Below are 19,876 nucleotides of genomic sequence, written 5' to 3' on the forward strand. Positions count from 1 at the left end.
CGGCACGAGAGCTTTTTCCGCCACATTTCCCATGCATGCGCGATCTGCGAGTTGGCGGCGCGGACTCGCTGGAAAGATATATTAATGAATTTGATCAGCAAGAGGGTGGTGCTTCACTTCCCGGGTTTCGAGCCGCTGGACGGGAAGGCGCACCGGGCGCGCTACGAGCGAACCGCCAGACAGAGCGGAAAGGTTTGGGGCTTCGAGGCGCAGATAGGCGAGATAGACGATTGCGACGGGTTTGCGAAATTCGATGTACGCGCAGCCTCCGATCTCTGGCAGACGGCAAGCAGGGTTCATGTTTTCGATCACGATGTGCTGGTGCGGCATCTTAGTGCCAAACCGGTGACGACGCGCATTCTCGACGGCTTTGCCGCCTGTGGCAGCATCATCGTGGACGGGGGACTGAACGGCTATTTCCGCCATGCCTGGCGCTTTGGCCTTTTCTTCATCTTTCCCTTCCTGCTGATGCTCCTCGGCCTTATGCTAGCGGCCACGATCGCGGCAGCGCCGATGGGCTTCAGCCTTGAGGTTTGGCATCTCGTCTGGAGCCTTCCGGCAGCTGCTGTCTTTTTCACTTATATCTTCTTGCCATTCGCCGAACGCTTCTACACCCTGCATCTCTTCGCGGACTGGGAAATGGCGGTTGCACTCGGGCGTATGGATCGCCCCAAGTTTACCGCGTGGCTGGAGCGCTGTGCATCAGCCGTGCGCGAGGCGCTGCAGGAGGATGCCGACGAATATATAATCTCCTCGCACAGCATGGGATCGAGCGTTGCCGCGCATGTCGTCGGCTCGCTGCTTGAAAAGGAGCCGGCGCTCTTCGACGGCAAGAAGGTCACCTTTGCTTCGCTCGGTTCGGCGGTGCTGCAATGCGCGCTGCTGTCATCCGCAAAAGCACTGCGGGCGCGTGTCGCGCTGATCGCGCGTTGCCGATCCGTCTTCTGGCTCGACGTGCACTGCCTGACAGACGCGATCCATTTCTACAAGGTGCCCGTCGTGGCGGCCTCGGGGCATCGGAATGCGCCGCAGGCGAAGATGCAGTTCATCCGCGTCAAGCAGATGCTGACGCCGGAACACTACAAAAAGATCAAACTGGATTTTCTGCGCGTGCACCGGCAATACGTGCTGGGCCCGGATTTGCGGGGGCCCTTTGATTTTACGCTGCTGACGGCGGGTCCCGTGCCCGCCGGTCTTTTCCCTGACGGTGGATTGAAAGAAATGCCCGGCTTGTGACCGGGCATTGTAATCTCGAAGATCACTCGGGGGCCGATGTCTGCAGGGCCAGGGCATGCAGAATGCCGCCCATGTTTCCTTTAAGGGCCTCATACACCATCTGGTGCTGCTGCACGCGGCTCTTGCCTCGGAAGGCTTCGGCCACAACTTCGGCGGCGTAATGATCACCGTCGCCGGCAAGGTCGCGGATCGTCACCTTGGCACCGGGTATCCCGGCCTTGATCAGGTCTTCGATATCGCCGGGTTTCATGGCCATGATCGTTACTCCTTGCACATCATTCCGCAGCGGCAAGTGCCTCTGCGCTGTTCATGAATTCAGGGAACCACGATTCATGGGCGTTGCGCAATTGCTGAATGGGCAGCGACAACAGATCGTCGATCACGAGATCGCTGCCGGCAACCGTGCCGAGGCGGCGGAAGGGCACGCCGGCACCTTCCGCATTGGCGCAGACGAAATCAGCAACATCCGGTTTGACCGCGATGACGTAGCGTGCCTGATCTTCCCCGAAGAGGAGCGCGTGCGGCGCACCCTTGCCTTTGGCAAGCGTCACGATCAGGCCCTTATCCGATGCCATCGCCATTTCCGCGAGCGCCAGCGCCAGGCCGCCGGACGAGATGTCGTGGCAGGCGGTGACCTGGCCGTTGCGGATTGCGGACCGGACGAATTCGCCGTTGCGGCGCTCGGCGAAGAGATCGACTTCCGGTGCCGGGCCATCGCTGCTGCCGAGGATATCGCGCAGGTAGATCGAGGAGCCGAGGTGACTGCCGTCGACGCCGACCAAGATCAGCTGGTCGCCTTCGGATGCGCCGCCGATGCGGGCCATCGCCTGCCAATCGGGCAGCAGGCCGACGCCTGCAATCGTCGGGGTCGGCAGGATCGCGATGCCATTGGTCTCGTTGTAGAGCGATACGTTGCCGGAAACGATCGGGAAATCGAGCGCCCGGCAGGCTTCGCCGATGCCTTTCACGGCTTCGACGAACTGGCCCATGATTTCCGGCTTCTCGGGATTGCCGAAATTGAGGTTATCGGTCGCAGCCAGCGGCTCCGCGCCCGTCGCGGTGATGTTGCGCCAGCACTCGGCAACCGCCTGCTTGCCGCCTTCGAACGGATCGGCTTCGACATAACGCGGCGTGACGTCGGACGAGAAGGCGAGCGCCTTGGTCGGATGGCCCTCGACGCGGACGACGCCTGCGTCGCCGCCCGGAAGCTGCAGCGAATTGCCCTGGATCAGCGTGTCATACTGCTCGTAGACCCAGCGACGGCTGGACTGGTTCGGCGAACCGACGAGCGTGAGCAGCGCCTTGCCATAGTCTTCCGGCTCCGCAACAAGCTCCGCCGGGAGCGGCGCGCGCTTGCCGGATTCCCGCCAGGGACGGTCATATTCCGGCGCCTGGTCACCGAGATCCTTGATCGGCAGGTTGGCGACTTCCTCGCCCTGGTGCACGACGCGGAAACGCAGGTCGTCGGTCGTCTTGCCGACGATCGCGAAATCGAGACCCCATTTGACGAAGATCGCCTTGGCAACCGTTTCCTTGTCCGGCTCGAGCACCATGAGCATGCGCTCCTGGCTTTCCGAGAGCATCATCTCGTAGGCGGTCATCTGCTCTTCGCGGACCGGAACTTTGTCCAGATCGAGCAGGATGCCGAGATCGCCCTTGGCGCCCATCTCGACAGCCGAGCAGGTGAGGCCGGCCGCGCCCATATCCTGGATGGCGATGACGGCGCCGGTCTGCATCAGCTCAAGGCAGGCTTCCAGTAGGCACTTCTCGGTGAAGGGGTCTCCGACCTGAACGGTCGGGCGCTTTTCCTCGATCGACTCGTCGAACTCCGCCGATGCCATGGTCGCGCCGCCGACGCCGTCGCGGCCGGTCTTGGCGCCGAGATAGACGACCGGAAGGCCGACACCCTTGGCTTCCGACAGGAAGATGGCGTTCGATTTCGCAAGCCCTGCGGCAAAGGCGTTGACGAGGATGTTGCCGTTGTAGCGGGCATCGAATTCGACTTCGCCGCCGACGGTCGGAACGCCGAAGGAATTGCCGTAGCCGCCGACGCCGGCAACCACGCCGGAGACGAGGTGGCGGGTCTTCGGATGATCCGTCTCGCCAAAGCGCAGTGCATTCATCGCGGCGATCGGCCGTGCACCCATGGTGAAGACGTCGCGCAGGATTCCACCGACGCCGGTCGCAGCACCCTGATACGGCTCGATATAGGAGGGGTGGTTGTGGCTCTCCATCTTGAAGACGACGCAATCGCCGTCGTCGATATCGACAACGCCGGCGTTCTCGCCCGGTCCCTGGATGACACGCGGCCCCTTGGTCGGAAGCGTGCGTAGCCACTTCTTCGAGGATTTGTACGAGCAGTGCTCGTTCCACATGGCGGAGAAGATGCCGAGCTCGGTGAAGGTCGGCTCGCGTCCGATCAAGTCCAGTATCCGCTGATATTCGTCCGGCTTCAGGCCGTGGCTGGCGATGAGTTCGGGGGTGATTGGGCGGGTATTAGAAATGGTCATGAGCTCTCGAAAGTCCCTGCCGTTGCGCGTTTTTCGGTGTCTTTAGCCTATGTAAGCGCGGCGCGCGACAGGAAAATGCCCGCCGTCAACAAAGAGCGGACAAAGCGCCTTTGATGCAGGCGTTCGACTAGAATTTATACCCGATCTGGACGCCTGCGCGCGTCATGCCGTCGTTCGGACCGTCGCAAAGATTGGCATGGGAGGAGTGGGCAACCTGTGCCATCACGTTCCAGTGGGTGTCGAAGCGGTAGCCTACGCCGATATATTCGTGAAACAGCAAATGGCAGCCGAGCGCCGGCCTATCGTCCTCCTCATCGAGATTGCCGGTGTGGATTAGGCCGCCGAAGCCCGCTTCGGCAAAGAGCTTGTCATTGAAATCGGCGGTCCAGGAAAAGCCGCTGAAGACCTGTGTCGCTTCGCTGCCGGTCCCAATCGAGGTGCCGAGATGGATGCGGGGGCGTATCAGCTTCTGTGTCCAGTTTGCGGCGGAATCGGAGCCGAAGGGATCGAAGAATATCGTGACTTCGGGGAAAACGCCGTCCTCCCTTTCCCCGCCACTCTGGACCGAGGCCGAGGCGCCAAAACGCAGCTCGTCAAAAATCCAATCCTGCGCATGCGCGGATGCTGAGACGTCCGAGACGTCGGCTATCATTGAGGCCAACAGAATACTCAAGGAACGTGGCATCAACCCACGCCCAGCGGTTGTCATCCGGTATCCTCCTTATTCCGCGCCAACAGCAGAACAGGAGAATTGGTAGCATGAGTCGCTGCCAAGCCGGCACGCTGTCTTATGCTTCGGCTTCCGTGACGCTCATTTCCGCAGGCTCATATCTCGCCGACATAGGCCGAGCCGCCGCCTTCAAGCAGGCTTCTCAAGATGATCAGGCCGTTCTTCAGAGCGTCCTTGCTCTTCGGCGACGAGAAGCCGACGCGCACGCGGTGATAGACCTTGTCGGCGCGGGCGGCCTTGAATTCATCCTCATCGTCCACCAGCACGCCATCCCGAAACGCGGCGTTCTTGAAGGTGCCAGACATCCATGGATCGGGCAGCTTCAGCCACAGGAAGGGGACGTGCGGATGCGATTCGAAATCGAACCCGTCCAGCAATTCGCGGACGAGCCGCTCGCGTGTGGCGAGTTCGCTGATGCTTGCCTTGCGCATGGCGTGCGCGCTGCCGCTTTCGACGAGGCGCGCGCAGGTCTCCGCGAGAATGAACGGCAATCCGCCCGTGATCATCTTGTGCGTGACCTTGATCCGTTGGGCAAAATGCGGCGGGCAGGCGACCCATCCGCCGCGGACACCGGCAGCGACCGATTTCGAAAGCCCGTTGACGAGAAAGGTGCGGTCGGGCGCAAGCGACGCCAGCAACGGTATCCCGTCGCCCGTCATGCCGCCATAAAGGTCGTCCTCGATCAGCCAGACACCATGCCTGCGGGCCGTTGCAGCAATCGCGACGCGGCGCTCATGGGGCATGGTTGCGAGCGTCGGGTTGTGCGCGGTAGGCATCAGAAAGGCGAGCTTGGGGTGCTGTTGCTGGCATAGCCGTTCGAAATCATCGGGAAGGACGCCATTCTCGTCGGAATCGACAGTGATCGTGCGCCGGCCCAACAGGCGGGCGCTGCGGCTCACCTGCGTGTAGCTGAGGTTCTCGAAGACGATCTTGTCACCAGGCGAGGACACAGCCGAGATGATCGACACAGCTGCCGCGTGGGCGCCGAGCGTCGGAACGATATTCTCCGTCTCGGGCGTCCAGCCGTTTCGCGCCAGCCACTTCTGCCCCGCCTGGAACCAGTTTCGCGGAAAATTGCGGGAGTAGGAGGATATTTCCGAAATGTTCTGCTCGCCGATTTCGGCGAGGATCTGACCGATAATGCGGCCCTGGCCGAGATCGGGGGCCGCGGTGGTGTCGAAGCGGATCTTGTTTGACGGTGCGTCTAGAACGCGTGTACCGCCAAGCGAAATCGTCAGTGGATCGGCCTGTTCGCCTGGCGGCGTCTCCGCGCGATCAAGCACATAGGTTCCGCGGCCGACTTCGCCCGCCACCAATCCGCGCTCATGGACCAAGGCATAGGCCCGGCCGATCGTGCCGATCGTCACGCCGATATCATAAGCAAGGTTCCGTTGCGGCGGCAGTTTGCTGCCTGCGGGGAGGGTGCCGCTGGCAATTGCGGATTCGATGCTGTCCGCCAGGCGCATATAGACCGGGCCGGAGCCGCGCGAAAGATCGGGAAGCCAATTTGTCATGGTAACAATTCGATAGATTGTCACCCTTTGTCTGTCAAGGGTATGAACAATTGTCAGTAACGAAGCGGACCTTCATGACGATGTCTATCACTCAGAAGATCGATCAGCATATTGTGTCAATTGTTTCCATCGGTGAACGGTACGAAATGCAACCCGTGCCGGCGCAGGGGCTGTTTGCCAGGATTCGGGACAAGCTGTCTTGCTGGAGCGTGAAGCGCGAAAGCCGGCGTGCCTTGCGGGAGATGGCGGATTGGCAGCTGCGCGATATCGGACTTTCGCCCGTCGATGCAGCGAAGGAAATCAGCAAGTCACGCTATTGGGATTGATCAGCGGCACGTTTTGCCGCCGCCGCCAGACCAACGGGTCACGTCCGCGGCAATGCGGGTGGAAACAGGCTCGGACATCATCGGCCCGAAAGCTTGCAGGCGAGCGGGATTGCCCTCGGCCTGGACGACGAGCAGCGGCCTGCCTTCCGGGTTGTTCTTGTGGACAACCAGGATTCGCGGGCGGCCCGAAAAGGAGTTGAGTTCCGGCGCCAGGCGGTAGGCTGAAAACGCAGCATCGCCGGACTTGAACCAGCACGAATTGGCGCCGACGGCAACGCGCTCCATGGTGGAGAGTGCGCTACGATCCGGGCCGGGAGACGGCGCCCTGGACTGGCACGAGGCGATTGGAACGCAAAGCGCACCGACAGCCGCAACCACGGCAATGTTCATGGAAAGGCGCATCAATCTTGCTCCGGTGGACCTGTTGAGTGCGTCTTACGCGGGGAAGGTTAAGCAGCGATTACGTCGAGCGCAGAGGCAAACAGCCCGCGGCCGTCGGAGCCGCCGTGGGCCGCCTCGATCAGGTTTTCCGGATGCGGCATCATGCCGAGCACATTACCCTTGGCGTTCATCACCGCGGCAATGTCGTTGATCGAGCCATTTGGGTTGGTGCCTTCCGCATAACGGAAAACCACCTGGCCATTGCCTTCGATCTCAGCCAGCGTTTTGGCGTCCGCGAAATAGTTGCCGTCATGGTGGGCGACCGGGCAGCGTATGACCTGGCCCTTGGCATAGGCGCGGGTGAAATCGGTGTCGGCGTTGGCGACCTCAAGCTTGATCTCACGGCAGACGAATCTCAGTGAGGCGTTGCGCATCAGCGCACCAGGCAGCAGGCCGGCCTCGACGAGAATCTGGAAGCCGTTGCAGACACCCAGAACCCTGACGCCCTTTTGGGCCTTGGCGATGATCGCCTGCATTACCGGCATACGCGCCGCGATCGCGCCGCAGCGCAGATAGTCGCCATAGGAAAAGCCGCCCGGGATGACGATCAGATCGACGTCTGGAATATCGGTTTCCGTCTGCCAGATCGTCACGGGCGCGCGGCCGGAGATTTTCGTCAGCGCTGCGATCATGTCGCGATCGCGGTTGAGGCCTGGAAGTTGAACGACGGCTGATTTCATGGGTGCGGTTCAAACCTTGCTTGTGCTTCTGCCAATTCTCGAAGTTCGAGACGATTTTCAATGCGCTCCAGCCGGTCTTCATGCCGTGCAAGGACACCATAGTCGATACGCTGGTGCATCTTTTTCAACAGCTCATACATGAGCTCTTGATTCACCTCGACCATCACGACTCTCTGCAACCATCAGTCGAGAGAAATAGTATAATTCTCGATCACCGTGTTTGCGAGGAGTTTTTCGCACATGGCCTTGAGGTCGGCTTCAGCCTTCGTCTTGTCGGCGCTTTCGAGCTCGAGGTCGAAGACCTTGCCTTGGCGGACGTGGCCGATGCCTGTGAAGCCGAGACCGCCGAGCGCGCCCTCAATTGCCTTGCCCTGCGGATCGAGAACGCCGTTTTTCAGCGTGACGGTGACACGAGCCTTGATCACTTCTTCTTCCCTGTCTTTGACCAGAACGTCTTACTTGACCAAAACGGGGCCGGTGCCGCGCACAGGCTCGTTTTCGTTGATGATGCCGAGGCGGCGCGCGACTTCGGAATAGGCTTCAAGAAGCCCGCCCATATCACGGCGGAAGCGGTCCTTATCCATCTTCTCATGGGTTTCGATATCCCAGAGGCGGCAGGAGTCCGGCGAAATCTCGTCGGCAAGGATGATGCGCATCATGTCGCCTTCGAACAGGCGGCCGCATTCGATCTTGAAATCGACGAGCTGGATGCCGACGCCGAGGAAGAGACCCGTCATAAAATCGTTGACACGGATGGCGAGGGCCATGATGTCGTCGAGTTCCGCAGGATTTGCCCAGCCGAAGGCGGTGATGTGCTCTTCCGAGACCATCGGATCGTCGAGGGCATCGGACTTGTAGTAGAATTCGATGATCGAGCGCGGCAGGACCACGCCTTCCTCGATACCGAGGCGCTTGGCGAGCGAGCCGGCAGCGACATTGCGCACGACGATCTCGAGCGGGATCATCTCTACTTCCCGGATCAGCTGCTCGCGCATATTGAGGCGGCGGATGAAGTGGGTCGGGATGCCGATCTTGTTCAGATGGTTGAAGATGAATTCCGAAATGCGGTTGTTCAGAACGCCCTTGCCATCGATGACTTCGTGTTTCTTCTTGTTGAAGGCCGTGGCGTCATCCTTGAAGAACTGGATCAACGTGCCCGGTTCCGGTCCCTCATATAGAATCTTGGCCTTGCCCTCGTAGATACGGCGGCGACGGTTCATTTTAATTGTTCTCTGTCGTTGGCGCTCTTGGGATAGCGCGAGTGGATGGACCTCGTGGCGTCCCCATAAAGGAAAAGAAAGAGTTTCACAATGCGCCTGTCACTCCTTCTCCCAATTCCAATATGTAGGAACTTGGCCCAAGAGAATCGAAGATTTTCTGGATACAAGCTTACAGGTTTTTGTGACACCGTGGAATCGCTGCCGCCAGCGCGGCCGCTTATGCAAGCTTTATTTGCTGCGGTTGCTTTTGATTTGGTGGCGAAGAGCGCCCTGAAGGGCGCGGGCGCCGCCGTCGTGCCGCCGCCAGCCCGCATTGCGTACAAAAGCCGGAATCTGCATAGCCGGCATCGGCCGCGCCAGCGCATAACCTTGCAGCATGTCGCAGCCGAGATCGCCGAGGACGCGGACATGATCCATGCTTTCGACGCCCTCGGCCGTGACGAGGATGTTCAGCGAACGGCCGATGTCGATGATGGAGCGGACGAGCTTTCTCTGCTCGGCCGACTGCGGCAGCATGCGGATCAGCTCCCGGTCGATCTTCAGCGTGCGCGGGCTGAGCTTGAGTAAGCTGACGATCGAGGCGTGGCCTGTACCAAAGTCATCGATCTCGATATCGATCCCGAGCTTGCGAAACTGCCTGAGATTGGCCAGGACGGCATCGTCGCAATCGTCAAGCGATATGGATTCCAGGAGTTCGAAGGAGAGGATGCCCGGCTCGATTCTTTGCGCCCGCAGCTTCTTGCCAAGGCCCGGATCGGCCAAGCGCCTGGAGGAAACATTCACCGAAAGCTTCGGTGCGACAAAACCGTCTCTCGCCCAGGCGGCGCGATCGGCCAGCGCCTTTTCGAGGATCAGGCTGTCGATCGCCGAGACGACGTCGAGATCTTCGGCAATCGTCAGGAAGTGGCCGGGTGTCAGCAGTGCGTGCTCCGGATGCCGCCAGCGCGCCAGCGTCTCCACGCCGGCAACCTCCAGGGTCCGGGCATGGAACTGCAATTGATAGAAGGGAATGAATTCGTTGCGCTCCAGTCCAAGCAGCATTTCATCCGACAGGCGCTTTGCCGCAATGATGGTGCGGCGGGCGTCCCTCGAGAAGAATTCATGGCGGTTGCGGCCTGCGCCCTTGGCGCGGTAAAGCGCGATATCGGCATTGAGCAGCAACTGCTTTGCATCGAGATCCCTGCCGCTGTCGGCGGCGATGCCGATGCTGGCTCCGAAGCGGCAGTCGTGGCCTTCGTAGCGGACCGGCTTGCTCAGCTCGCGGATGATGCGGGCCGCCATGTTGGAAAGCTTTTTCGGAGCGCTGTCGATCGTGCAGACTACAACGAACTCGTCGCCGCCGATGCGCGCAACGAAATCGCTCGAGCGCACACTCTCTTTCAGCACCCTGGCCACATGTTTCAGCATGGCATCGCCGGCGCGGTGGCCGAGCGTATCGTTGATTTGCTTGAAGCGATCGAGGTCGATATGCAGGACTGCGAGCGTCAGGCCATTCTCGCGGCATTCGCGGGAGCGCTCGTCAAGCATGCGGTCGAGATAGCGGCGGTTTGGCAGCTCAGTGAGATAGTCGTGAAGCGCCAGATGCTCGATGCTTTCCCTGGCGGCTTCGAGCTCCTGATTGCGGGCTTCCGCGAGATCCTTCGCCTTCTGCAGATCGTTGCGAAGACTGACCTCTTCGGTCACATCCCAATTTGCGCCAATGAGCTTGCGCTTGCCGTCGGCATCCAAGAAGAAAGCCGAGCGGGCGCGAATGACGCGTTCGGCGCCGTCGCCGCGGATGATGCGGAACTCTTGCAGCAGGCCGCGGTCTTTTTCGAGACTTATTTCCAAGTTCTTCAGCGTGCCTTCGCGGTCATCCGGATGCAGCGCCTGCTCCCATGCTTCACTGAGCTTTATGCGCGGCGTGCCCTCAAGCCCGTACATCGCCAGCAAGCGGTCGTCCCACTCGACGGTTCCGGCATCGAGATCGGCTTCAAAAACGCCGATGCGCGAGATTTCGAGAGCGAGATCCAGCCTGCGCGATAGGTGCTCGAGCATTTCCTCGGATCGCTTGCGGGCCGTGATGTCCGTATCCGTGCCGACGATGCGCGCAGGGGCGCCGTCTTCGTCCCACTCCACACACGCGCCGCGGCATTCGATCCAGACCCAATGGCCGTCCCTGTGGCGCTCCCGGTATTCGAAAACATGGTAATCCGGGTCGCCGGCGATCTGCTTTCCGATGGCCTCAATGACGAAATCCCGGTCATCGGGATGAAGAAGTTTGATCCATTCCTCATAGTCCCCGTCGGCTTCCTCGTCCGGAGCCAGGCCGCGGATTTCCTTCCAAGTGTCGGAGTAGTATTTGGTCCCGGCCCGGTTGTTGTGATCCCAGACGCCGAGCCCGGAACCAACGAGCGCATAGTTCCAACGGCTCTCGCGTTCAGCCAGATCGGAGGCATCCGGTGCCGGCTTCATCACAAGCTTGTCGTCCGTATCGATGGCGCTGACCTGTTTTCGATTCTTCACTGCGCACTCGCTCAATTCGCGTGTAGGCAGTTTGAAGTTATTGAATAAAATAATTGTTAAGCAATGCCTGAAGGACGTGGAAAACTTTCGGTTTTCCAGAGCCTAAGGCTTCAGGCGGCTCAGGAATTGCGCGAAGACCATCGTGCCTTCGGGCCAGGGGCCGTGACCTGACTCCGCGTTGATATGGCCAGATTCGCCGGCGTCGATCAGAAGCGAGCCCCAGCTTGCGGCGATGTCGTCGGCATGCTCATAGCTGCCGAAAGGATCGTTGCGGCTTGCCACCGTGATCGCAGGGAAGGGCAGTGGCTCGCGCGGGTAGGGGCCGAAAGTCATCAGATGCTTCGGGCGGATCTTCGGGTTGGCGACCTCGGGCGGCGCCACGAAGAAGGCGCCGGCCACCTTCTTCCTGAAACGCGGGATCGCGTGGATGGCCGACGGTATGCCAAGCGAGTGGGCGACAAGGACAACGGGGCGGGAGGAGGCGTTCACTTCCTCGGCGATGCGGGCGACCCAATCGTCGAGGACCGGCTTCGACCATTCGGCCTGTTCGACGCGCCGCGCCGTGCTGAGCTTTGCTTCCCAGCGGCTCTGCCAGTGGTCGGGACCGGAATTCGTGTAGCCGGGGATGATGAGAATATCGAGGTCAGAAGCTTTCATGATGCCGCCGATGTGAGAAAGCTTGGCCGCTCTGTCAAGGGAAAGCGCGACAACGGCGGCGAAATTCGTTATGATCGCGCCATTGCCGGTTGCGGATTCTCGTGTCGGCTGCGTCATTGCCGACACTTTTCCGCCGCCGGTTGATCGGCTTACGGAGGAGAAAGCCATGCCGGCATTTCATGTCATGACAGGATCCGGTGAGCGCTATGCGCGCCTTGCCGTCAACAAGATCAGTACCGCAGACGTCTTCGACGCGCTCCGGCGGGGGCTGGACGATTTTCGCGAAAAGCCTTCTCACTACGTGTTCTTATGCCTCATGTATCCGATCGCCGGCATTTTCCTCTTCCTTGCGTCATCGGGCGCCAACCTGTTGCCGATGATCTTTCCGCTGATGTCCGGCTTCGCGCTGATCGGGCCGATCGCCGCCATCGGGCTCTACGAAATCAGCCGGCGCCGTGAGGCCGGTCTCGATACGTCGTGGGCGCATGCGCTCGAAGTCAGGCAGTCGCCCGCCTTGCCGTCCATCATCGTCGGCGGATTGCTGCTGTTTGGCTTCTTCATCGTCTGGCTCGTTGCCGCTCAGGCACTCTACACGAGCCTGTTCGGCGACGTTTTCCCACGGTCGATGGAGGTGTTCATATCGCAGATATTTGGCACGTCCGAAGGCATACAGTTGATCGTCTGGGGCAATCTGCTGGGACTTGTCTTCGCGATCGTGGTTCTGGCGACGACCGTCGTCACTTTCCCTCTACTTCTCGATCGCGACGTCGGGCTCGTGGCTGCGATGGCGGCATCGATCCGCGCCACTGTCGTCAATCCGCTGCCGGTCATGCTGTGGGGCTTGATCATTGCCGCGGCGCTGATCGTGGGCACGATCCCGCTGTTCGTCGGCCTGGCCCTAGTGATGCCTATACTCGGCCACGCGACATGGCATCTCTATAGAAAACTGATCGCGCCCGCATAAGGCGAGCTGCAGTCTGTGCGTTAAGCGGGCGGAACCTGCAACCTCTTTCAAAGTTAATCTGACGATGCTTTTGAAGGAGGTTGCCATGGCAACGCCGCAGCAGGTCTTTGCCCGTTTCGCCAGCACGGTGTCGGAATGGGCGGGCAAGCCGGCTATTTTCGTCCTCGCGCTTGCGACCGTCATCGTTTGGGCCGTCTCAGGGCCTTTCTTCGACTATTCGGAAACATGGCAGCTGGTCATCAATACCGGCACGACGATCGTGACCTTCCTCATGGTGTTCGTACTGCAGAACGCGCAGACGCGCGATACCCGCGCCATCCAGGCCAAGCTCGATGAACTCATCCTGACCAGCCGTGCCGAGAACCGCTTCATCGGCATCGAAAATCTCGACGACGAGGCTCTGGAACACATGGACCGGTTGGTGGCAAAGGCCGCCAAAGAGAAAGGCTCGACGGAAGCCGGCTCGGTATCGGAGGCTGGTGGAAGAAAAGGCACGAGATCGCCGGGCAGTAAACGCGTTGCGCCGTCGAAAGCACGAAAGCAGAAATGAAAACGGCCCCCCTGACGTCAGCGTTCCCCGAAATATCGAAAGTGGCGGTTGGCGGGAATATCCCTCATAGCAGCCCATGAGATATTCCCGTGTGGGCGATTTCTTCGGAAATCACAAACATCTCCCGTTCCTCTCACGTCGTTGGCGCGCCTGCTTCATCCTGTTGCATCCGTATAAAAATCGGTTGCATGCACGCAATTTTGATTTTATTCTGCAACCAGTTGCTAATTGCAATCACACATCCTTATCGGCAGAGCAGCCGTCACTCACCACGCTCGTGAGCTCATCGTGAAGCGAGCAGAAGACGCAGTGCGCGGGGCGGAAGGCTTCCCAATCGAGAAGGAACAAGCATGGTCAAATTGACGATCAACAGCGGAGACGTGAAACTGGCGACAGAAACATTCGGCGATCATTCGAATCCCGCAGTGCTGCTCATCATGGGCGCGATGGCTTCGATGCTATGGTGGCCGGACGAATTCTGCGAGCGTATTGCGGCTTCCGGCCGGTACGTGATCCGTTACGACAATCGGGACACCGGGCTCTCCACGGCCTATCCAACCGGTGAACCAGGCTATGCCTTCGCTGATATGGCGGAAGATGCAATCGCGATCCTTGACGGATATGGGATCGAAACGGCCCATCTCGTCGGGATGTCGCTCGGCGGCATGATCGCTCAGTGGGTAACGCTTGGCCATCCGGATCGCGTCAAGACGCTGACGTTAATCAGCTCCAGTCCGCTGGGGATTGACGGTCTGCCGCCGTTCACGGAAGCCTATGGCGAGCACGCGGCAACGGCAGAGGCGGTCGACTGGAGCAACCGCGCAAGCGTCCTCGACTTCATGACAAGGGATGCGCGCATGGTAGCCAGCACTTTGCATCCGCATGATGCCGGCGCTGCACGACGGTTAGTAGAACAGGACCTAGATCGGGCGCGCTCCTTTGCAAGCGCGACTAATCATTTCCTGCTCGAAGGTGGTGACGACGGTAGCCCCAAGAACGCGGGCGACCTGTCGGTGCCGCTCCTCGTCATTCATGGAACTTCCGACCCGATATTTCCAATCGCTCATGGCGAAGCTCTCGTCCGAGCGGTTTCCGGCTCGACGCTGCAACGCGTCGAGGGCGGCGGTCATGAGCTTCACAGAGAAGATTGGCCGCAGATCGTTAGCGCGATCGTTTCACATACCGGAAACCGGCAATAAAGCGCTCCGTGGTTAGCCGAAAACGCGCTTGAAGATAGTGTCCACATGTTTGGTATGGTAGCCAAGGTCGAACTTCTCGCGGAGATCTTCTTCGGACAGTGCTGCACGGACTTCCTGGTCGGCGAGTAGTTCTTCGAGAAAGTCCATGCCCTGTTCCCAGACCTTCATGGCGTTGCGCTGCACGAGGCGATAGGCGTCCTCGCGGGAAACGCCCGCCTGGGTAAGGGCCAGAAGAACCCGCTGCGAATGGACGAGGCCGCGGAACTTGTTGAGGTTCTTCTCCATGTTTTCGGGGTAAATCACGAGCTTTTCGACGACGCCGGCCAGGCGGTTCAGGGCAAAATCCAGCGTAATCGTTGTATCCGGGCCGATGGCGCGCTCGACGCTCGAGTGGCTGATATCGCGCTCGTGCCAGAGTGCGACGTTCTCCAGTGCCGGAACGACTGACATGCGCACCAGGCGGGCAAGGCCGGTCAGGTTTTCGGTGAGAACCGGATTGCGCTTGTGCGGCATAGCGGACGAGCCCTTCTGGCCCGGCGAGAAGAATTCCTCGGCTTCCAGAACCTCGGTGCGCTGCATGTGGCGGATTTCGATCGCAACGTTCTCGATCGACGAGGCGATGACGCCGAGCGTGGCGAAGAACATCGCATGGCGGTCGCGGGGAATGACCTGGGTCGAAACCGGCTCGGGCGTGAGACCGAGCTTGGCGCAGACATGCTCCTCGACGCGCGGGTCGATATTGGCGAAGGTGCCGACTGCTCCGGAGATGGCACCGGTGGCAATCTCGGCGCGCGCCGCAACGAGGCGGGCGCGGTTGCGGTTCATCTCGGCATAGAAGCGGGCAAGGGTTAGCCCCATAGTGGTCGGCTCGGCGTGGATACCGTGGCTGCGGCCGATGCGGACCGTGTCCTTGTGCTCGAAGGCACGCGTCTTGAGCGCGGCGAGCACGCGGTCCATGCCGGCAAGCAAAATGTCGGCGGCGCGCACCAGCTGGATGTTGAGCGTGGTGTCGAGCACGTCGGACGAGGTCATCCCCTGATGGACGAAGCGGCTGTCAGGCCCAACGAATTCGGCAAGGTGCGTCAGGAAGGCGATGACGTCATGTTTGGTGACCGCTTCGATCTCGTCGATCCTGGCGACGTCGAACTTGGCAGCCCCTCCCTTTTCCCAGATCGTCTTTGCTGCGTCCTTCGGAATGACGCCGAGTTCGGCCAGCGCGTCGCAGGCATGCGCTTCGATCTCGAACCAAATGCGGAACTTGGTTTCGGGCGACCAGATGGCGACCATCTCTGGGCGGGAGTAACGCGGGATCATGGCTCACTGCTTTCGTTGCGAGGAAGACTTTCTGGCGCCCCTGTAGCAAAGACGCGCGGTAATCTCAACGCATGCGTTTCGCAAGCGCGTAGCTGGTTACAAGCAGGCAGACCAGGCCAAACGGCAAGAAGAGCCGCAGACCGAGCACGAGGAACTGATAGACGGCGTTCGCGCCGGTAAAGATGAGCTGATAGGTCCAGATGAGGCTGCCGAACGGCGCGTGCCAGCGCGAATAGAAAATGCGGTAGTCCATGGAAAAGAGGAATGCCGTCATCAGCATCGTGCCTGCCGTCAGGCAGACGAAGAAGGCGGCAAAGCGCGTTTCGATCCGCCGCCGATAAGCAAAGAAGCGGGCAATCGGCAACATGAAGGGCCAGGAGAGAAGTCCACCCGCAAAATAGAGACGCGCCAGTTCGATCGCGTGGCCCGTCTCGAAGCGGTTGCGCATGTAAAGCGTCGTCATCGCCGAGGCCATCATCATGAGGCCCCAAAGCGCCGCGCCGCCAAACAGCTCGAAATAGGGTGGTCTGGCAGCGCGTATCCGTTCCATTGTCAGGGATCTAATCTCATGCGCGCCCGGCCTCGGCAGCGCTTCGCAGGTCGCTGATGGCCTTGCGGTAGGCGTCGACCGAGCCACCCTTGAAGATCGCCGAGCCAGCAACGAGCACATTGCCGCCCGCCTTGCCGACGATCGGCGCGGTCTCGACCGTGACGCCGCCGTCGACCTCAAGCTCGATCGGCCTGTCACCGATCAGGGATTTCGCGGCGGCAATCTTCCCGGCCATCGCGGGAATGAATTTCTGGCCGCCGAAGCCGGGGTTCACCGACATGATGAGGATGAGGTCGACGTCGTCGAGAACATTTTCGATCGCCGACAGCGGCGTTGCCGGATTGATCGTCACGCCGGCCCTCTTGCCGAGATTGCGGATCGTCTGCAGCGAGCGGTGAAGATGCGGACCTGCCTCGGCATGGACCGTGATGCGGTCGCAGCCGGCCTTGGCGAAGGCCTCTAGATAGGGATCAGCCGGCGAGATCATCAGGTGGCAGTCGAAGGTTGCGTCCGTATAGGAGCGCAACGATTTGATGACGTCGGCGCCGAAGGAGATGTTCGGCACGAAATGGCCGTCCATGACGTCGAGGTGGATCCAGTCGGCGCCTGCTGCCGTGACGTCGCGCACTTCCTGTCCGAGCTTGGCAAAATCCGCAGCCAAGATGGAGGGGGCGATCCGGATTGGCAGGGTCATGGTACTTCTCACTCCTCGGGAATTCGCGGCGGTTTAGCAGGACACGGGCGAACGGGCAACAGCATGGCGCGCACCCGTAAACTCTGCGTAAATGGCATTCTAATCTCCGGGCGCGGCGAACGTGCCGCGGCGCCATTCCAGCAGCCTGTAAGGGTTCTCCGAAAGCTCGTGGCCGGCGGTGAACGTCAGATCGCCGATCGGCGTATAGAACGTCGTCCCGACGAGTTTTTCCGCCACCGTCTCTCCTTCCGCCGTGGCAGTCGTTGCCGCCTGCTGCGCGATGGCTGCTGCTGCGACTGCCGGCAGGACATAGCCTTCAGGCTCGATGCCTTGCGCCCGCAATGCTGCCGCTGCGGCTTGTGCGGGCCGCAACGTGTCGAATTCCGGCATGGTGACCGCACGCACGCCGTCTGGAAGCGGCAGCGGCTGATTTGCCGCCCGCATGGCATCTCCGCCCAGAATATCGAGCGGAATCTTCTCCGCTGCGGCGTCTCGAGCGATGACAGCGACGTCGGCGCGGTCGCCGCCGATGAAAACCTTGGTGGCACCGGCCTTCCTCAGGCGGCGGACGAGGGCGATCTGCTGGTCTTGACCCGGCCGATAGGTATCCGTAAAGACGGGCTTCAGCCCTTTTTCCTCAAGCGCATTCCGGACGGCCTCGGTCAGTTCGCGGCCATGGATGGTGCCGTCCTCTATGAGGGCTATCGGGGCTGCCTCCCAGTCGTTGAGGATCGCTTCGATGATGCGTGCGGCTTCGGCGCCATCGGCTGGCGCCAGGCGAAACAGCGGCCAGCCGTTTTTCAATGCATCCTCCATCAGAATGCGGGCGCGCACCGAGACGGTGATCGCCGGGATGTTCGCATCCTTGAGCTTGGGCAGTACGCTTTCCAGCGTCTCGCTGCAGAGAAAACCGATCGCGACCTGCACCTTGGCGTTCACCAGCGCATCGGCAATCGCGGCACTACTGTTTTCCTCGCAGGGCTCATTGATCGCGACGACAGTGTTGCCATCCTTGGTGATCTGATAGCTCGCCCCGGCGAAAACCTGCGCGCCGAGCTGCTGCAGGCTGCCTCCCTGGGGAGCGACAACGCCGATCGTAACACCCGTGGCATGGCTTGCGGCGGCTGCCAGAAACAGCATCGAAAAAGCCGCTATGCCACGCAGAATATTCATGAAAATCGCCGTTTCCCTGTCGCCCTCCATGCCCTTTTAGCTGCCCGGCGGCAATCGTCAAAGAAAAACAGGCCGAATGCGCCGCATTTCGTCGGCTTCATTGTAGAAAAGGTAACCGATGGCATCCATATTAGCGGCACGAGAATAGGCGGCGCGGCCGCAGGAGACCGCATTTGTTGAACAGGCAGCCGATCGATCCGCAGCTTTATCGCGATGCCATGAGCCGTTTCGGCGGTCATGTGCAGCTTGTGACAACGGTGCTTGGCGAGACACGCCGCGGCGTGACGATCACCGCTGCCTGCTCGGTATCCGACGATCCTGCCTGCGTGCTCGTCTGCCTGAACAACAGCAACCCGAAGAACGACATTTTTTTTCAGAGCGGGATTTTTGCGCTGAATACGCTTGGCGCGCATCACCAGGCGCTCGCCGACGCCTTTTCGGGACGCGCGCCGATGAGCAACGACGAACGATTTGCGAGCGGCAGGTTCGAGAAGTTGGTCACCGGCGCGCCCGTGCTCTGGGATTCCCTCGCCTCCTTCGATTGCAAGGTCATGGAGATCAAGGAGATGTCGACTCACCACATCATCTTCGGCGAGGTCGTGGCCGTGCGTTTCAACGAAACAAAGCCGGCTCTGCTCTATATGAACCGGGACTACCACGCGCTATAACTCCCTAAAAGGGAGGAGATATGCCCGATCATCCGCAGCAGCCCGCGTCTATCGACGAGACGATCGCCATGCTGGCAGGCGAGGATTATCTCGCGGGCCGGTCGCTGGCGACGGTGCTCTTTCTCGCCCTGAAGATGAAACGGCCGCTGTTTCTCGAAGGAGAGGCCGGCGTCGGGAAGACGGAGATCGCAAAGGTGCTTTCGAAAGCGCTCGACCGGCCGCTGATCCGGCTGCAATGCTACGAAGGCCTCGATATCGCATCCGCCGTCTACGAGTGGAACTATCCGGCGCAGATGCTGGAGATCCGGCTTGCGGAAGCTTCCGGGTTGACGGATCGCAGCCGCATCGAATCCGATATCTTTTCCGAGCGCTACCTTATCCGCCGCCCGGTGTTGCAGGCACTTTCGTCCGCAGACGGTCGCGCGCCGGTCTTCCTGATCGACGAGCTCGATCGCACCGACGAAGCTTTCGAAGCTTTCCTGCTGGAAGTACTCTCGGATTTCCAGGTGACCATCCCCGAACTCGGGACCATCAAGGCCGCCGAGCCGCCGATCGTCATCATCACGACCAACCGGACGCGCGAGGTACACGATGCGTTGAAGCGCCGCTGCCTCTATCACTGGGTTGATTATCCGGAAGCCGAGCAGGAACTCGAAATCATCCACCGGAAGGTGCCGGGCTGCAACGAGGCGCTGTCGCAGCAGATCGTCGCCTATGTGCAGAAGCTGCGCACGCTCGATCTCTTCAAGAATCCCGGGGTGGCCGAGACGATCGACTGGGCGACGGCGCTCACCGAACTTGACCGTCTGGCGCTTGATCCGGAAACCATTTCCGACACGATCGGCACACTTTTGAAATATCAGGACGACATTGCGCGCATCCAAGGCGGCGAGGGCGTGCAGGTGCTGAACGAGGTCAAAGACGAGTTGAGAGCCGCAGGCTAGA

The 19,876-nt window shown here is 60.5% G+C and carries 22 protein-coding genes; 7 read left to right on the forward strand and 15 right to left on the reverse strand.

The genetic code is table 11. The features are described from left to right. Positions 1-84: 84 nt before the first annotated feature. Positions 85-1,236: a hypothetical protein gene (locus N2599_RS07745; protein WP_027512403.1), complete on the forward strand. Its 1,152-nt coding sequence runs from the start codon at positions 85-87 to the stop codon at positions 1,234-1,236. 22 nt (positions 1,237-1,258) lie between these two features. Here N2599_RS07745 and N2599_RS07750 read toward each other — a convergent pair whose 3' ends face one another. The 4 genes from N2599_RS07750 to N2599_RS07765 all read right to left on the reverse strand — a co-directional run bounded on the left by N2599_RS07750 (position 1,259) and on the right by N2599_RS07765 (position 5,990). Beyond that, the gene (locus tag N2599_RS07750) at positions 1,259-1,492 is read right to left on the reverse strand and encodes a BolA/IbaG family iron-sulfur metabolism protein (protein WP_027512404.1); all 234 of its coding nucleotides are present in this window, start codon (positions 1,490-1,492) and stop codon (positions 1,259-1,261) included. A 19-nt stretch (positions 1,493-1,511) separates the two neighbouring features. Beyond that, the gene (gene purL, locus N2599_RS07755; protein ID WP_027512405.1) at positions 1,512-3,746 is read right to left on the reverse strand and encodes a phosphoribosylformylglycinamidine synthase subunit PurL; all 2,235 of its coding nucleotides are present in this window, start codon (positions 3,744-3,746) and stop codon (positions 1,512-1,514) included. A gap of 127 nt (positions 3,747-3,873) precedes the next feature. Next, positions 3,874-4,398: an acyloxyacyl hydrolase gene (locus N2599_RS07760; protein WP_244915121.1), complete on the reverse strand. Its 525-nt coding sequence runs from the start codon at positions 4,396-4,398 to the stop codon at positions 3,874-3,876. Positions 4,399-4,571: 173 nt separating this feature from the next. After that, positions 4,572-5,990: an aminotransferase-like domain-containing protein gene (locus N2599_RS07765; RefSeq protein WP_027512407.1), complete on the reverse strand. Its 1,419-nt coding sequence runs from the start codon at positions 5,988-5,990 to the stop codon at positions 4,572-4,574. A gap of 17 nt (positions 5,991-6,007) precedes the next feature. Here N2599_RS07765 and N2599_RS07770 point away from each other — a divergent pair, with 17 nt between their 5' ends. Continuing rightward, positions 6,008-6,316 carry a DUF1127 domain-containing protein gene (locus N2599_RS07770; protein ID WP_244915120.1) on the forward strand — a complete coding sequence of 103 codons (309 nt, stop codon included), beginning with the start codon at positions 6,008-6,010 and terminating at the stop codon, positions 6,314-6,316. Here the strand turns inward: N2599_RS07770 and N2599_RS07775 are convergent, their stop codons facing one another. The 7 genes from N2599_RS07775 to N2599_RS07805 form a co-directional block, all read right to left on the reverse strand. Beyond that, on the reverse strand, positions 6,317-6,718 hold the full coding sequence (locus tag N2599_RS07775; RefSeq protein ID WP_027512409.1) for a hypothetical protein: 402 nt from the start codon (positions 6,716-6,718) through the stop codon (positions 6,317-6,319). A gap of 47 nt (positions 6,719-6,765) precedes the next feature. After that, positions 6,766-7,437, reverse strand: a complete 672-nt coding sequence (gene purQ, locus N2599_RS07780; RefSeq protein ID WP_027512410.1) for a phosphoribosylformylglycinamidine synthase subunit PurQ — start codon at positions 7,435-7,437, stop codon at positions 6,766-6,768. Further along, on the reverse strand, positions 7,434-7,601 hold the full coding sequence (locus N2599_RS07785; protein ID WP_167333931.1) for a hypothetical protein: 168 nt from the start codon (positions 7,599-7,601) through the stop codon (positions 7,434-7,436). Before N2599_RS07785 ends, purQ begins: the two co-directional genes overlap by 4 nt. An 18-nt stretch (positions 7,602-7,619) precedes the next feature. Next, entirely contained in the window at positions 7,620-7,862 is a 243-nt protein-coding gene (gene purS / locus N2599_RS07790; protein ID WP_027512411.1) for a phosphoribosylformylglycinamidine synthase subunit PurS, read from the reverse strand. Positions 7,863-7,892: 30 nt separating this feature from the next. After that, positions 7,893-8,657, reverse strand: coding sequence for a phosphoribosylaminoimidazolesuccinocarboxamide synthase (gene purC, locus N2599_RS07795; RefSeq protein ID WP_027512412.1), 765 nt, complete (start codon positions 8,655-8,657; stop codon positions 7,893-7,895). A gap of 228 nt (positions 8,658-8,885) precedes the next feature. Further along, positions 8,886-11,111 (reverse strand): bifunctional diguanylate cyclase/phosphodiesterase, encoded by a 2,226-nt coding sequence (locus N2599_RS07800; protein WP_084606591.1) that lies wholly within the window; start codon positions 11,109-11,111, stop codon positions 8,886-8,888. A 153-nt stretch (positions 11,112-11,264) separates the two neighbouring features. Beyond that, a complete protein-coding gene (locus tag N2599_RS07805; protein ID WP_027512414.1) occupies positions 11,265-11,819 on the reverse strand; it encodes an RBBP9/YdeN family alpha/beta hydrolase in 555 nt (184 codons plus the stop codon). A gap of 166 nt (positions 11,820-11,985) precedes the next feature. On the opposite strand from N2599_RS07805, the gene N2599_RS07810 reads away from it, so the two are divergent. From N2599_RS07810 to N2599_RS07820, 3 genes are all read left to right on the forward strand, one after another. After that, entirely contained in the window at positions 11,986-12,783 is a 798-nt protein-coding gene (locus N2599_RS07810) for a DUF2189 domain-containing protein (RefSeq protein WP_027512415.1), read from the forward strand. Between the two features lie 85 nt (positions 12,784-12,868). Continuing rightward, positions 12,869-13,333, forward strand: coding sequence for a low affinity iron permease family protein (locus N2599_RS07815; RefSeq protein ID WP_027512416.1), 465 nt, complete (start codon positions 12,869-12,871; stop codon positions 13,331-13,333). Between the two features lie 350 nt (positions 13,334-13,683). Beyond that, positions 13,684-14,532 (forward strand): alpha/beta fold hydrolase, encoded by an 849-nt coding sequence (locus N2599_RS07820; RefSeq protein ID WP_027512417.1) that lies wholly within the window; start codon positions 13,684-13,686, stop codon positions 14,530-14,532. Between the two features lie 12 nt (positions 14,533-14,544). Here the strand turns inward: N2599_RS07820 and purB are convergent, their stop codons facing one another. The 4 genes from purB to N2599_RS07840 all read right to left on the reverse strand — a co-directional run bounded on the left by purB (position 14,545) and on the right by N2599_RS07840 (position 18,263). Then, positions 14,545-15,846 carry an adenylosuccinate lyase gene (gene purB, locus N2599_RS07825; protein WP_027512418.1) on the reverse strand — a complete coding sequence of 434 codons (1,302 nt, stop codon included), beginning with the start codon at positions 15,844-15,846 and terminating at the stop codon, positions 14,545-14,547. 64 nt (positions 15,847-15,910) lie between these two features. Further along, complete coding sequence (locus N2599_RS07830; protein WP_027512419.1) at positions 15,911-16,396, reverse strand: hypothetical protein; 486 nt, start codon at positions 16,394-16,396, stop codon at positions 15,911-15,913. A 16-nt stretch (positions 16,397-16,412) separates the two neighbouring features. Next, the gene (gene rpe / locus N2599_RS07835; protein ID WP_027512420.1) at positions 16,413-17,090 is read right to left on the reverse strand and encodes a ribulose-phosphate 3-epimerase; all 678 of its coding nucleotides are present in this window, start codon (positions 17,088-17,090) and stop codon (positions 16,413-16,415) included. Positions 17,091-17,189: 99 nt separating this feature from the next. Then, entirely contained in the window at positions 17,190-18,263 is a 1,074-nt protein-coding gene (locus N2599_RS07840) for an ABC transporter substrate-binding protein (RefSeq protein WP_027512421.1), read from the reverse strand. Between the two features lie 173 nt (positions 18,264-18,436). Here N2599_RS07840 and N2599_RS07845 point away from each other — a divergent pair, with 173 nt between their 5' ends. After that, positions 18,437-18,931: a flavin reductase gene (locus tag N2599_RS07845; protein WP_027512422.1), complete on the forward strand. Its 495-nt coding sequence runs from the start codon at positions 18,437-18,439 to the stop codon at positions 18,929-18,931. 20 nt (positions 18,932-18,951) lie between these two features. Further along, positions 18,952-19,875, forward strand: coding sequence for an AAA family ATPase (locus tag N2599_RS07850; protein WP_027512423.1), 924 nt, complete (start codon positions 18,952-18,954; stop codon positions 19,873-19,875). Position 19,876 lies beyond the last annotated feature (1 nt).

Origin of the sequence: Rhizobium sullae (genome assembly GCF_025200715.1) — a bacterium.
Classification (GTDB): Bacteria; Pseudomonadota; Alphaproteobacteria; order Rhizobiales; family Rhizobiaceae; genus Rhizobium; species Rhizobium sullae.

What these genes read in the sequence shown, in the direction of transcription:
- N2599_RS07745 (WP_027512403.1), top strand. Translation starts at nt 85, where the DNA reads ATGAATTTGATCAGCAAGAGGGTGGTGCTTCACTTCCCGGGTTTCGAG.
- N2599_RS07750 (WP_027512404.1), bottom strand. Translation starts at nt 1,492, where the DNA reads ATGGCCATGAAACCCGGCGATATCGAAGACCTGATCAAGGCCGGGATA.
- purL (WP_027512405.1), bottom strand. Translation starts at nt 3,746, where the DNA reads ATGACCATTTCTAATACCCGCCCAATCACCCCCGAACTCATCGCCAGC.
- N2599_RS07760 (WP_244915121.1), bottom strand. Translation starts at nt 4,398, where the DNA reads ATGATAGCCGACGTCTCGGACGTCTCAGCATCCGCGCATGCGCAGGAT.
- N2599_RS07765 (WP_027512407.1), bottom strand. Translation starts at nt 5,990, where the DNA reads ATGACAAATTGGCTTCCCGATCTTTCGCGCGGCTCCGGCCCGGTCTAT.
- N2599_RS07775 (WP_027512409.1), bottom strand. Translation starts at nt 6,718, where the DNA reads ATGCGCCTTTCCATGAACATTGCCGTGGTTGCGGCTGTCGGTGCGCTT.
- purQ (WP_027512410.1), bottom strand. Translation starts at nt 7,437, where the DNA reads ATGAAATCAGCCGTCGTTCAACTTCCAGGCCTCAACCGCGATCGCGAC.
- N2599_RS07785 (WP_167333931.1), bottom strand. Translation starts at nt 7,601, where the DNA reads ATGGTCGAGGTGAATCAAGAGCTCATGTATGAGCTGTTGAAAAAGATG.
- purC (WP_027512412.1), bottom strand. Translation starts at nt 8,657, where the DNA reads ATGAACCGTCGCCGCCGTATCTACGAGGGCAAGGCCAAGATTCTATAT.
- N2599_RS07800 (WP_084606591.1), bottom strand. Translation starts at nt 11,111, where the DNA reads ATGAAGCCGGCACCGGATGCCTCCGATCTGGCTGAACGCGAGAGCCGT.
- N2599_RS07805 (WP_027512414.1), bottom strand. Translation starts at nt 11,819, where the DNA reads ATGAAAGCTTCTGACCTCGATATTCTCATCATCCCCGGCTACACGAAT.
- N2599_RS07810 (WP_027512415.1), top strand. Translation starts at nt 11,986, where the DNA reads ATGCCGGCATTTCATGTCATGACAGGATCCGGTGAGCGCTATGCGCGC.
- N2599_RS07815 (WP_027512416.1), top strand. Translation starts at nt 12,869, where the DNA reads ATGGCAACGCCGCAGCAGGTCTTTGCCCGTTTCGCCAGCACGGTGTCG.
- N2599_RS07820 (WP_027512417.1), top strand. Translation starts at nt 13,684, where the DNA reads ATGGTCAAATTGACGATCAACAGCGGAGACGTGAAACTGGCGACAGAA.
- purB (WP_027512418.1), bottom strand. Translation starts at nt 15,846, where the DNA reads ATGATCCCGCGTTACTCCCGCCCAGAGATGGTCGCCATCTGGTCGCCC.
- N2599_RS07830 (WP_027512419.1), bottom strand. Translation starts at nt 16,396, where the DNA reads ATGGAACGGATACGCGCTGCCAGACCACCCTATTTCGAGCTGTTTGGC.
- rpe (WP_027512420.1), bottom strand. Translation starts at nt 17,090, where the DNA reads ATGACCCTGCCAATCCGGATCGCCCCCTCCATCTTGGCTGCGGATTTT.
- N2599_RS07840 (WP_027512421.1), bottom strand. Translation starts at nt 18,263, where the DNA reads ATGAATATTCTGCGTGGCATAGCGGCTTTTTCGATGCTGTTTCTGGCA.
- N2599_RS07850 (WP_027512423.1), top strand. Translation starts at nt 18,952, where the DNA reads ATGCCCGATCATCCGCAGCAGCCCGCGTCTATCGACGAGACGATCGCC.